This is a genomic window from uncultured Solobacterium sp. (assembly GCF_963517755.1).
GTDB lineage: Bacteria > Bacillota_I > Bacilli_A > Erysipelotrichales > Erysipelotrichaceae > Bulleidia.
The window spans coordinates 1-11,855 of sequence record NZ_CAUQGG010000003.1; the positions used below are offsets into that span (position 1 = coordinate 1).

The 11,855-nt window shown below is 37.5% G+C and carries 12 protein-coding genes and 1 tRNA gene; 9 read left to right on the forward strand and 4 right to left on the reverse strand.

Annotated features, from left to right (window positions below; all coding sequences use genetic code 11):
• Positions 1-250 precede the first annotated feature (250 nt).
• The 8 genes from RWM19_RS02285 to RWM19_RS02320 all read left to right on the forward strand — a co-directional run bounded on the left by RWM19_RS02285 (position 251) and on the right by RWM19_RS02320 (position 7,966).
• Positions 251-1,822 carry an amidohydrolase family protein gene (locus tag RWM19_RS02285; protein ID WP_313983165.1) on the forward strand — a complete coding sequence of 524 codons (1,572 nt, stop codon included), beginning with the start codon at positions 251-253 and terminating at the stop codon, positions 1,820-1,822.
• Positions 1,815-2,306, forward strand: a complete 492-nt coding sequence (locus RWM19_RS02290) for a GNAT family N-acetyltransferase (protein WP_313983167.1) — start codon at positions 1,815-1,817, stop codon at positions 2,304-2,306. Before RWM19_RS02285 ends, RWM19_RS02290 begins: the two co-directional genes overlap by 8 nt.
• Before the next feature lie 14 nt (positions 2,307-2,320).
• The gene (gene hflX, locus RWM19_RS02295; RefSeq protein ID WP_313983169.1) at positions 2,321-3,562 is read left to right on the forward strand and encodes a GTPase HflX; all 1,242 of its coding nucleotides are present in this window, start codon (positions 2,321-2,323) and stop codon (positions 3,560-3,562) included.
• Between the two features lie 2 nt (positions 3,563-3,564).
• A complete protein-coding gene (locus RWM19_RS02300) occupies positions 3,565-4,932 on the forward strand; it encodes an aminopeptidase (protein WP_313983171.1) in 1,368 nt (455 codons plus the stop codon).
• 23 nt (positions 4,933-4,955) lie between these two features.
• Positions 4,956-5,351, forward strand: coding sequence for a hypothetical protein (locus RWM19_RS02305; RefSeq protein ID WP_294023070.1), 396 nt, complete (start codon positions 4,956-4,958; stop codon positions 5,349-5,351).
• Positions 5,352-5,462: 111 nt separating this feature from the next.
• Entirely contained in the window at positions 5,463-6,728 is a 1,266-nt protein-coding gene (locus tag RWM19_RS02310) for a histidine phosphatase family protein (RefSeq protein ID WP_313983173.1), read from the forward strand.
• Between the two features lie 3 nt (positions 6,729-6,731).
• Positions 6,732-7,043 (forward strand): rhodanese-like domain-containing protein, encoded by a 312-nt coding sequence (locus RWM19_RS02315; RefSeq protein WP_313983175.1) that lies wholly within the window; start codon positions 6,732-6,734, stop codon positions 7,041-7,043.
• An 11-nt stretch (positions 7,044-7,054) separates the two neighbouring features.
• Positions 7,055-7,966, forward strand: coding sequence for a PfkB family carbohydrate kinase (locus RWM19_RS02320; RefSeq protein WP_313983178.1), 912 nt, complete (start codon positions 7,055-7,057; stop codon positions 7,964-7,966).
• Positions 7,967-7,974: 8 nt separating this feature from the next.
• Here RWM19_RS02320 and RWM19_RS02325 read toward each other — a convergent pair whose 3' ends face one another.
• The gene (locus RWM19_RS02325; protein ID WP_313983180.1) at positions 7,975-8,538 is read right to left on the reverse strand and encodes a TetR-like C-terminal domain-containing protein; all 564 of its coding nucleotides are present in this window, start codon (positions 8,536-8,538) and stop codon (positions 7,975-7,977) included.
• Between the two features lie 113 nt (positions 8,539-8,651).
• On the opposite strand from RWM19_RS02325, the gene RWM19_RS02330 reads away from it, so the two are divergent.
• Positions 8,652-8,742, forward strand: a tRNA-Ser gene (locus RWM19_RS02330).
• 110 nt (positions 8,743-8,852) lie between these two features.
• Here the strand turns inward: RWM19_RS02330 and RWM19_RS02335 are convergent.
• The 3 genes from RWM19_RS02335 to RWM19_RS02345 all read right to left on the reverse strand — a co-directional run bounded on the left by RWM19_RS02335 (position 8,853) and on the right by RWM19_RS02345 (position 11,794).
• On the reverse strand, positions 8,853-10,250 hold the full coding sequence (locus tag RWM19_RS02335; RefSeq protein WP_313983182.1) for a trypsin-like peptidase domain-containing protein: 1,398 nt from the start codon (positions 10,248-10,250) through the stop codon (positions 8,853-8,855).
• Positions 10,251-10,400: 150 nt separating this feature from the next.
• Positions 10,401-10,958, reverse strand: a complete 558-nt coding sequence (locus tag RWM19_RS02340; protein WP_313983185.1) for a rhomboid family intramembrane serine protease — start codon at positions 10,956-10,958, stop codon at positions 10,401-10,403.
• 35 nt (positions 10,959-10,993) lie between these two features.
• Complete coding sequence (locus RWM19_RS02345) at positions 10,994-11,794, reverse strand: alpha/beta fold hydrolase (RefSeq protein ID WP_294024313.1); 801 nt, start codon at positions 11,792-11,794, stop codon at positions 10,994-10,996.
• Positions 11,795-11,855: the final 61 nt, after the last annotated feature.

Below are 11,855 nucleotides of genomic sequence, written 5' to 3' on the forward strand. Positions count from 1 at the left end.
CTAAAATTGAAGATTTAAGTGCGGTATTACCACTAGAATCTGCAGGAGTATTAATTTTGATTAGTATCATAATTACTGTGATTGGAGGATTAATTCCTTCTCGTAGTGCGGCGAAAAAAGATCCAGTAGAAGCGTTACGTACCGAATAAACAAAGTCACCATATGAAAGTATGGTGATTTTTAGGTATTTTCTATGAAGGAATGAGGGGTTAATAGTATAATCTTTACGAAGAAATGGAGATCATCACATATGAAAAAAGGTTATATCAATTGTAATATCTGGCAAAATCCAGCAACTGCTTTTGCGACGAGTGATGAATATATTATTAAAGTTGGCACAAATCAAGAGATTGAAGAATTACTCTGTGGGGAAGGTGCTGAAATCGTTGACTTAAAGGGTATGTTCGTTGTCCCGGGTTTTGTGGATAGTCATATGCATCTGGCAGAACTTGGTATGTACTTATCCAATGTTGTATTGGATGATTGTCATTCCAATGAAGAAGTTATCGAAAAGGTGAAAGAAAAGCTTTCGACTACAAAAGTGGGTGAGTGGATTATTGGCCGTGGCTATAATGAAGAATCCTTCCCAGACCGCCAAAAGCCAACAAGACAAATGCTTGATGAAATTAGTACAGAAGTTCCAATTGCTTTAACACGTGCGTGTGGCCATGTTTTATCTGCTAATACGGCTGCCCTGAAAGCTGCTGGTATTACAGAACACACAAAGATTGAAGGCGGAAATATTGACTATGAAAATGGTTTTGTGGAAGAGAACGCTTTAAATAATATTCATAATGCATACCCACAACCAGATGCAGAAAAGATTCAAGAATACATCCACATCGGTGCAAGTTATGCAAACCAATTTGGTGTTACAACAGTTGGTAGTGATGATTTCTTGGCAGTTGCGCATGACTATAAACCTGTATTGAGTGCTTTTGAATCGCTGGCGTACAAACAAGATATGACGGTACGTGTCAATGAACAATGTGAGTTTAATAATCCAAAGGAATTCTCAAAGTTCTTGGATGATGGTTATACCTTTGATGTAGGTGATGACTATTTCCGTATTGGCCCATTAAAGTTAATTACAGATGGTTCATTAGGTGCTAGAACAGCATATATGAAGAATGCATATGCGGATGATCCAACGACGAAGGGAATTGCATCTTTGGAAGAAGATGTTATTGAAACTTACGTACGTTTAGCAAACCAATTTAATATGCCAACTATCGCTCATGCGATTGGAGATGCGGCACTAGATAATGTACTGCATGTATATAAAGATACTGTATTAGAAGGTAATCCTTTACACCATGGTATCGTACATTGCCAAATTATGAGACCTGATCAAATTAAACAGGTACTTAATCAGAAGTTGGCTTGTTATTTCCAATCTATCTTTATTGATTATGACGCACAGATTCTTGCTTCTAGAGTCGGTAGGGAACTTGCAAGTACTTCTTATCCATATAAGACGTTATTAGAAGGAACTTTAGCATCGAACGGTTCGGATGCACCAGTTGAAATGCCGAATGTTTTAAAGGGAATTGAATGTGCAGTCACAAGAAAATCAATCTCTTATGATGCATGCATGAATGAAGAGGAATGTCTAACAGTTGATGAGGCTATCGCTTCCTTTACAACAAATGGTGCCAAGATGTTATTTATGGATCATTGTATCGGTGCAATCCAAGAAGGATATTATGCAGATTTCGTTGTGCTAGAAAAAGATATTCGTACAATACCTGTTTCTGACATCCATCGTACAAAAGTTATGTTAACAGTGATGGATGGTAACACGGTGTACTCTAATGATTAGAAATATTGAAGAAAAAGATATACCAGTTATTCTGAATTGGTATAACTGGTATATCAAAAATAGTTCTGCAACATTTGAGACAGAAGAATTAACATTGGATGAATTTAAACAGCGAGTTTCATTTATCACAAAAAAATATCCATGGATTATTTTAGAAGAAGAGGATAAACCGGTTGGATATGCATATTATTCTGACTTTAATAGTCGTCAAGCATATGCATGTACGGTTGATTTAGCAATCTACTTGGATCCTAATGCATGTCATCGTGGCTATGGTAAAACTCTGATGAAAGAGATGATAGATATTGCTAGAAAATCTGGATATAAGAATATCGTTTCGCTTGTGACTGCAGGGAATATCGCAAGCGAAAAACTACATGAAAGATTTGACTTTGTCAAAAAGGCAACGTTTGAAGAAATTGGCTATAAACACAATCAATGGCTAGCAGTTAGTTATTATTACTTACAGTTAGAGAATCAATAAAAAGGAGGGCATGCATGCGGAAAATCATTCTTGCGGGTGTTTGTTTACAAGCAAATAGTAGTAGCTTTACAAGTGCAATGCAGGAATGTGTTGCACTCTGTGAAGCATGTAATCTAGAAGTACTTGGAACGATTACCCAACAATCAAAAAGTATGGACCCACATACCGCATTCCGTATGGGAAAATTAGAGACTTTGAAAGCGATGTGTGAAGAACTAGGGGCTGATGGTATCATCTTCTACAATCCCTTAAAGATACAGGTCAGTGAACGTATCTCTGCATATTGTGGTGTCAATGTGATTGATCGTACAGCGTTAATCTTAGATATTTTCTCCAAGCGTGCTCGTAGTCGTCAGGCAAAACTGCAGACAGAAGTGGCACGTTTACAGTATGATTTACCACGTGTACTACATGCAGATAATGACAACGAACGTTCACGTGGTGGTGCAGTCACAAACCGTGGTGCTGGTGAGATGCGATCATCCATCATTGCCGCAAGATACCAAAAGAAAATAAATGACTTAAAAGAAGAACTACGTAAGATTGAAGTACGTCGTTATCAGGATGAGCGAAGACGTCAAAAGACATTGTTGAAACGCGTAGCCTTAGTTGGGTATACCAATGCCGGTAAGAGTTCCTTGATGAATGCAATTCTTTCCATGCAGGATGCTGGGGGACAAGAAGTTCTAGAACAAGACATGTTATTTGCAACTTTGGATACAAGTGTTCGCATGGTCCAAAGTAAACATAAGAAATTCTTGTTGTATGATACGGTTGGCTTTGTATCAGATTTACCACATGGACTGATTGAAGCGTTCAAGAGTACTTTGGATGCCGCAAGAGATGCAGAATTGTTAATTCATGTGATTGATGTGGCAGATCCTAGTTGGCAAGAAAAGAGTGCTATTACCCAAGAAACTTTAAAAGAGATACATGCAGATGAGATTCCACAGATTCATGTATTCAATAAGATAGACAAGCTAGCACATCCAGAAAGAGTAGATGGTCTTACCATCTCTTGTTATACAAAAGAAGGCTTAGATACATTGCTGGAAGAAATCATTGAAATGATTTATCCAGCAGAAGAAAGCATTGTATGTAAACTAGGCTATGATAAAATAAGCATGTTCGATACATATAAAGCAATCCTAGATATGGATATTCTAGAGTACCACCAAGATGGTTTAATCGTTCGAATCACAGGTGAGAAAAAGATGTTACATGTCTTTGCAAAGTATCAGATAAAAGGAGAATAAAAATGGGAAACACAGTTTGGGAAAAACTCAATAAAACAGAGTTAAAAAAACTACATGCATTTAACGAAGATTACCGTGTATTCTTGAGCAACTCAAAGACAGAACGTACATTTGTGACTAATTCTGTTGCGTTTGCGGAAGCACATGGATTCAAACCAGTAGAAACAGCGAAGAAGCTAAAGGCTGGTGATCGTTATTACGCTGTAAACAAGGGTAAGAATGTTATCTTATTTGTAATGGGTAAAAAGCCATTAACAGAAGGTATGAATATCTTAGGTGCACATATCGATTCACCTCGTATGGACCTTAAGCAAAAGCCAATCTATGAAAAGGATGGCTTAGTATTAATGGATACACACTACTATGGTGGTATCAAGAAGTACCAATGGGTAGCACGTGCGATGGCACTTGTAGGTGTTGTATGCAAGAAGGATGGTACAACAGTTGAAATTAACATTGGTGATAAGCCTGGTGATCCAGTTGTGGGTATCTCAGACTTATTGATTCACTTAGCTGCTCAACAATTACAAAAACCAGCAGCGACTGTCGTAGAAGGTGAAAAGTTAGACCTATTAGTAGGTTCTATTCCTAAGAAGGGTGTTGAAAAGGATTCTGTTAAAGCATATCTTTTAGACCTCTTGAAGGAACAATATGATATTGAAGAAGATGACTTCCTCTCAGCAGAAATCGAAGTTGTACCTGCTGGTGAAGCGCGTGATTATGGTTTAGATCGTTCTATGATTTTAGGCTATGGTCATGATGATAAGGTGTGTGCGTACACATCACTTCGTGCTATTGCGGAAATTGATAAGCCAGAACGTACATCTGTATGTATCCTAGTTGATAAAGAAGAAATCGGTTCTGTAGGTGCTACTGGTGCACATAGTGACTTCTTCGAACATGTCGTTACAAAATTATTAGATAAGCAAGTTGGCGCAACACTTGTAAACTTACATGAGGCTCTTGAAAATAGTGCAATGTTATCAAGCGACGTATCTGTTGCGTATGATCCAAACTATCCAGAAGTATATGAACCAAAGAATTCTGCTTACTTTGGAAAGGGTATCTGCTTTAACAAGTATACAGGTTCTCGTGGTAAGTCTGGTTCTAATGACGCAAGTGCTGAATTTATGGCACAGATTCGTAAGTGCATGGATGATAACAACGTTATGTTCCAAACATGCGAATTAGGTAAGATTGACGTTGGCGGAGGCGGAACGATCGCTTATATTCTTGCCAATAAGAATATGAATGTTATCGATGCAGGTATCTGTGTTCAGAACATGCACGCTCCATTTGAAACAGTATCTAAAGCAGACGTATACGAAGCATATCGCGCATATGTTGCTTTCCTTAAAGATATGAAATAGTATTGATACAAGGGGGGTTGATTATGGAACTCAAAGAAACAGTATCATTAGATCAGTACCAAAACGTTGTAGTATTATATCGCGATGAAAACGGTGCGTTATTCATCGGTAATACATATGACTATCATGGACGTACTCCAGATAGCCGTTACCTCAGTATCATGTACCATGAAAGCCTAGATGAAACACTAGGTATCATGGGTGGTTGGAATTATTTGGATGATAATAGCCCAACAATTACACTTGTGCCTGTTCCAGAGATGTCACTTGGTGTAGATGACTTCTTAACTGCACACAATACAGGGTTAAAGTGGGATGAGATTGAATACCATGAGGTATCAAGCTATCCAAAGATTGAGACATATGTACGCTTATCACCTGTACGTCGCGGTACTGCAGTTGGCTTTGTAATGAAGTAATCCTTATTTAGACTAGAAGGACTAATTGTCCTTCTTTTTTATGCAAATTTGCGTAATACAATTACTATAATGAGTAGAAAATGATAGTATAAATGCGTTAGGAGAACAGACATGAAAATTACTTTTTATCTTGTTCGTCATGGAGAAACATTATTCAATCATTTAGGCCGTATGCAGGGAAGTTGTGATTCCCCATTAACAGAGCGTGGAATCGCACAGGCACATGAAACATCGAATCGACTCAAGGATGTTTGGTTTGATCATATTTATTCTTCCCCAAGTGAGCGTGCTTGGAATACTGCGGATATCATAGCGAAAGATAGAGAGATTCGACCAGTTCTACTTTCAGGATTGCATGAAATGAGCTTTGGTAGATTAGAAGCTGCTAGGCATACAGCACATGCTGAAGAAATCCGTCAATGCCGTGAAAGCTTAGATTATAGTTCGGCGGGTGGTGAATCCCCAGCGATGATGGAAACTCGTATTCGCAAGACGTTACAAATAATTATTGATGAGGCCGAAGATGGTGATCGTATTCTACTTGTGGGTCATGGCATGTATCAAATTTGTACCATGAAGTACCTATTAGGTGTTGACATTGATGCACTGCATCAAGAGTGTGATATGACAGGTCGCAGTATGATTCCAAATGGTGGAATTATGGTATTCACATACGAAGATGGTGAATATCAGATTCAACAGGTTCCAGTAGAGCCAAAGAACTTCGTATATAAGATGGAAGAAAAGACAGTATACCTCTACTATGTAAGACATGGAGAGACACTGTTTAATCACTATAATCGTATGCAGGGAAGAAGTGATAGCCCTTTAACTGCACAGGGAATTGAACAGGTAAAGTTATCGGGGAAAGCATTACATAATATTGATTTTGCGTTTGCGTATTGTTCGACTGCAGAAAGAGCACGTGATACAGCAGCGTATATCTTAGAGTCGCATGATATTGCGGCGATACCAAATCAAGATTTAAGAGAAATCAACTTTGGAACCTATGAAGCTAGAGTAAGAGAAGCTATCATGGATGAATTATATGAACGCTTTAACCCAAGTGTTGATTTTAGTGATGTCGGTGGGGAAAGCGAAGAACAGGTCATTGAACGTATTGATCGAATTTTAAAACTTGTAGTTTCACGAGCAAAAGATGGTGAGAATGTATTGCTTGTAGCACATGGCTCACTCTATATGACACTTCTCAAGCATTTATTTAATATCTATCGTGCAGATTTAACTGAACAAAAGAAGGCAGAAGGAAAACATATCATGCCAAATGGTGGGATTGCGAAGTTCACGTTTAGTCATGGCACATATCACTTAAACCAGCTCATGATAACACCAGAAGAATTCATGGAGGTGAAATAGTAAATGGGATTATTTGATATTTTTCGTCCAACGGACATCAATGAAGAACTAAAAAACATGAAGACGATTCCTGGTGCAGTATTGTTGGATGTCCGCGAAAAAGATGAATATGAAGAAGAACATATTCCTGATAGTGTAAATATTCCGCTCTCTGAGTTTGATCAAATTGAAAACATGCATTATGAAAAAGACACTCCACTATTTGTGTATTGCCATAGTGGTAGAAGATCTGGTTTGGCAGTCATGCGATTAAGAGAATTGGGTTATACAAACGCCAAGAATATTGGTGGTATTATTCATTATAAGAAAGCATAGAGGATAGAAATATGAAACCCTGTTTAATCATTGGTTCAACAGTTTGTGATGTGATTATTAACTTGCCAGCGATACCTGCATCTGCACAGGATGCGAATATCTATGGTCAAACATTACAGATTGGTGGTTGTGCATTTAATGTCGTATCAATATTACATCAGCTTTCCATACCATATACATTTCTTTCACCAGTAGGTACAGGTGTATATGGAAAATTTGTAGAATCAGAATTACAAAAAGCAGGTATTACTACCACAATTCGTACTGAGCAAGAAAATGGTTGTTGTTATTGCTTGGTTGAGGATAGTGGAGAAAGAACATTCCTTTCTTACCATGGTGCAGAGTATACATTCCAAAAGGAATGGGCGGATTCGCTTGATCTTTCTTCCTATGGATATATCTATGCTTGTGGAATAGAGATTGAAGACAAGGATGGTTCACGTATTGTAGATTGCCTAGCGGCATGTGATGGACAGGTCGTATTTGCGCCAGGTCCAAGATATGCACATATCTCTAAAGAAATCATGGAACGCATCTATGCACTCAAACCAGTCTTGCATGTCAATGAAATAGAATTGTTCGGTTTGAGTGGAAAGAACGATATCAACGAAGGATTACAGGAACTGCATACACGAACAGGGAATATTGTGATTGTTACGTTGGGTGAAAATGGGTCTACGAGTTATGATGGCTCAAATTTTGTGCATGTGCCATCAAAGAAAGTAACTGTAGCAGATACAATTGGTGCAGGAGATTCGCATGTAGGTGCTGTGATTGCAGGATTATGCATGCATGCGGATATGAAGGATATTCTGGGGTTCGCAAATGATATAGCGGGAGCGGTTGTATCTAAAAAAGGAGCAGGCTTAGAACCTGCAACCGCATTAGATATCTATTATCAATACTTTAAAAAAAGACCATAAGGTCTTTTTTACATTTTTGTTTTTTCGAAACGTTCTAGCGCAGAAGAGAATGTGCCATGCATTAGAATCGCAACTCGATCAACAATCTTTTGTGGATTTTCATGCATACCTTTTTCAATCCAGTCAAATATTACACCGGCAAAGCTAAATCGATAGAAGGATGCCATAAAATGAATTGTTTCATTAGAAACCTTATAATTTTTCGCAAGTTCACGAATTACATTTAATAGTAAGTACTCCGCCGCATCTTCTAGCATACGCATGATGTGGGATTGTGAACGAGAGTGAATTGTATTTAAGATAAAGTGTTTTTCTTTCTCAATAATCTTGAAGGCAGATAAAAGTCCATCTTGCCAACTATCATAACTACGTTGAGTTCCGATGGCCTCTTCGCCCTCCGCAAGATAAATCCAATCAATTAAATCATATATATCATGGAAGTGATAATAAAATGTTTGGCGGTTAACACCGCAATCATTTGTAAGGTCAGTAATCGTAATCTTTTCGAGAGGCTTCTGTAATAAAATCTTCTTTAGAGAAGCGCCTAATGCTTTCTTTGTCAAATCGCTCATTTTGTATAACCTCCAGTATGTTTATTTTACGTGGAAAGTTAAATTATTTCTACATTAATACTTTATTTTTTGAATAATAATTGGTATTATAATTCATGTCCTATGAAAACTTTGCAGGAATACCCAAGCGGTTGAAGGGGCAGGCTTGGAAAGCTTGTAGATCGGTAACACGGTGCCAGGGTTCAAATCCCTGTTCCTGCGCCATAGTTAAAAAACCCGCATAAATAGCGGGTTTTATTATGCAGTGGTCAATAATTGGTCAACTATTGAAATAGAATAAATACAGAGTAGGGGATACTCTGTATTTATATTTGTTATTTATTGTTGTTTTGCTCGCCTTGGTTAGGGAGAGTTTGTTGGTTGTTATTTTGGGATTGTGTTGTTTCTAGTGTGCCTGTAAGAGTAACTGTGACTTGGATCTGGTTACCATCTCTATCAATTGTTAAATCAATTGTATCACCAGGTTTCTTTGTCTTTAGAATTGCGGATAAATCTGGATAGCTAGAAACTTCCTTGCCATCTGCACCTACAATCTTATCATAAGCCTTTAAGCCAGCAGCTTGTGCACCACTACCGTCGATAACATTTGTGACATATACACCAGGAGTGTAGTTGCCTTGTTGGGTAGTAAGAGTCTGTAAGTAAACACCTAATGTTGCACGGTCTGTAACTTTACCGTTCTTAATTAATTGTTCCGCAACCTCCATTGCGTCATTTACTGGGATTGCAAAGCCGATACCTTCGATTGTTGCGCCAGATGAAGATGTACCAGAGTCTTTAGACTGTACGATACCAATCAAATTACCGTTACCATCAAATAATCCACCTCCTGAGTTACCAGAGTTGATCGTGGCATTTGTTTGGATAAGCTTCATAGATTCGTTGTTAACAACAAGTTCACGAGATGTTGCAGAGATGATACCATCTGTAACGGTTCCACCAAGTGTACCTAATGGGTTACCAATTGCGATTGCGGTATCACCTACAGAAATCTTGGATGAATCACCAAGTGTAGCAGGTGTTAAGTCATTTGCGTCAACCTTTAATACTGCAATATCGCTCTTTGCATCGGTACCAACAAGTTTTGCGTCATACTCTGTTCCATCACTAGTCTTAACTGTAATCTTTTGGGCACCATCAATTACATGGTTGTTTGTAACGATATAACCATCTTTACTGATGATGACACCAGAACCAGCAGCATTTGTTGTGTATGTACCACCGAACATGCCATACGATTGTTGTGTGATTTCTGTTTGAATTTCTACTGTAGAAGGAGCTGCTTTTGCGGCAGCTTCTGCAACTGTTAAACCGGAGCCATCTTTTTCGTTAGAAACGGAAGTTGTTTTACTGCTACCAGATTCTGTTGTTTGATAAACTACTGTTTTACCAGTACTTCCACTTTGTGCTGAATATAGCCAAGCACCACCAAATCCACACAGTACTGCGAGTGCACCTTTACCGATAGTCGCAATGACTTTTGAGCCGATAATATTTTGCTTTTTGGTTGGTGTTGTCATAACAGTTTGGTTAACTGTTTCTACTTTTGCTTGTTCGCTAGATTCTTTAGCATCTACATTAGCTGCTTGTTGAGTAGCTTCTGTTACATCTTCTGTATGTTGTTCTTCAACAGTTTCTGTTTTGTTTTCAACTGTTTCAGATTGATTTGATTCATTAATTTCGTTGTTTGTTTCATTTAAGTTATCTGACATATTTCAATCCTCCTTGTTACTACGTCTATTATCTTAGAGCACAAATGTGAAGAGAGTGTGAATGATAATCGAATTTCATGTGCAATTTCATAGAATATATACAAATTAAAAAGCTAGATTCCGTAGAATTCTAGCAATTTTAGAATTAAATTATCGACTCTTACGTAGTGTCATACCAAAGACGCCACCAATAATACCACCGATAATATGAGTTAACTGTGATACGTTATCGATATTGAATACACCTTCATAAATCTGTGTTCCAATATATAGTACTGCAACGATGATGAATGTAAGTGGGATACCTTCTTTAGAACCAGTTACTGCTGATAATAGAATGAAGGCAAATACAACACCACTAGCACCCAATAACATTGTATTTGGAGCGATAATGATATGTGCAATACCCGTTACAAGAGCGACCACCAAGATGACTATAAGTAAACGATTACTGCCGTACTTCTCCTCTAGCATTGGACCTACCAATAAGAATAACAACATGTTATTCATGTAATGTGATAAGTCTGCGTGTCCTAATACGTGTGTGAATAAACGCAGATAGAAAAGTGGATTGAGTAATGATCCTCCATATACAGAGAATATAAGATAGTTTGTAGTGCCGTTTGTTATAGTGTTCAGTCCTAATGCGATTAAGCTAATTAGGGCAAACGATAAGATGACAGGTGAATTCCAAGTTATTTTTTTCATATATGACTCCTTAAAATCTTCTCTATTATAATACGTTATGGTTTGATTTCTTCTTTAGATGAATGTGAGTTTTCCAAAAAAGGATTTACTAGTCTTATCCACTCTAAAGGTAAATAGATGGATAGGTATCCATGATTACAGCCTTTTGCTTCATATAGAGTGCAGTTTGGATGCATTTGTTTAAAGCGTTTTGCGGATTCCTTCACACAGCGCATTTCTTTTTCGCCATAAATATATAAGACCTCGGCATTGCTTTCAGAGATAGAACGTTTTAGTGTATATTCTCCCATATATGTTTGGTAGATAGTTACCAGTGTTTCAATAGGAAGCCTTGGCATATCTTCTATATAATAGTTATCAAGTACTTCTGGAAATGCCATGTTAGGATATATTTTTTTCATCAAGCTTAACTGCATCTTGCATATGGATTTGTTAAGCATGAGTTTGCCAAATACTTTTATAACTCCTACACAAATTTTAGCTAATTTAGGTTGAGGAATACAGATACTTCCATCGATAATCGCTTTTTGGGCAATATTACGATCTAGTGATAATAGTTCGATAACTATTTGACCACCCAATGATACACCACCTAGTGCAAATACCTTTCCGCCACAATTACTTTTTATGTACTCTAAAATCTTTTGTGCGGAAGCTTCAGTTGAAATATATTCTTTTTGGTATTCTTCGCCATGTCCATCAAGCGTTGGTAAAATAACGTGATATTTTTCAGATAACACTTGTGCTTGTCGAAGATAATTCCACCATGAATTACCACCACCGTGTATTAATATAATATGTGGTAAACATTTATCACCAAATTCATGAAAGATCATAGTTCAATACCTCTATCACTTCTGATTTACTGCAATGGATATGTATAATATTTAAATATTT

What these genes read in the sequence shown, in the direction of transcription:
- RWM19_RS02285 (WP_313983165.1), top strand. Translation starts at nt 251, where the DNA reads ATGAAAAAAGGTTATATCAATTGTAATATCTGGCAAAATCCAGCAACT.
- RWM19_RS02290 (WP_313983167.1), top strand. Translation starts at nt 1,815, where the DNA reads ATGATTAGAAATATTGAAGAAAAAGATATACCAGTTATTCTGAATTGG.
- hflX (WP_313983169.1), top strand. Translation starts at nt 2,321, where the DNA reads ATGCGGAAAATCATTCTTGCGGGTGTTTGTTTACAAGCAAATAGTAGT.
- RWM19_RS02300 (WP_313983171.1), top strand. Translation starts at nt 3,565, where the DNA reads ATGGGAAACACAGTTTGGGAAAAACTCAATAAAACAGAGTTAAAAAAA.
- RWM19_RS02305 (WP_294023070.1), top strand. Translation starts at nt 4,956, where the DNA reads ATGGAACTCAAAGAAACAGTATCATTAGATCAGTACCAAAACGTTGTA.
- RWM19_RS02310 (WP_313983173.1), top strand. Translation starts at nt 5,463, where the DNA reads ATGAAAATTACTTTTTATCTTGTTCGTCATGGAGAAACATTATTCAAT.
- RWM19_RS02315 (WP_313983175.1), top strand. Translation starts at nt 6,732, where the DNA reads ATGGGATTATTTGATATTTTTCGTCCAACGGACATCAATGAAGAACTA.
- RWM19_RS02320 (WP_313983178.1), top strand. Translation starts at nt 7,055, where the DNA reads ATGAAACCCTGTTTAATCATTGGTTCAACAGTTTGTGATGTGATTATT.
- RWM19_RS02325 (WP_313983180.1), bottom strand. Translation starts at nt 8,538, where the DNA reads ATGAGCGATTTGACAAAGAAAGCATTAGGCGCTTCTCTAAAGAAGATT.
- RWM19_RS02335 (WP_313983182.1), bottom strand. Translation starts at nt 10,250, where the DNA reads ATGTCAGATAACTTAAATGAAACAAACAACGAAATTAATGAATCAAAT.
- RWM19_RS02340 (WP_313983185.1), bottom strand. Translation starts at nt 10,958, where the DNA reads ATGAAAAAAATAACTTGGAATTCACCTGTCATCTTATCGTTTGCCCTA.
- RWM19_RS02345 (WP_294024313.1), bottom strand. Translation starts at nt 11,794, where the DNA reads ATGATCTTTCATGAATTTGGTGATAAATGTTTACCACATATTATATTA.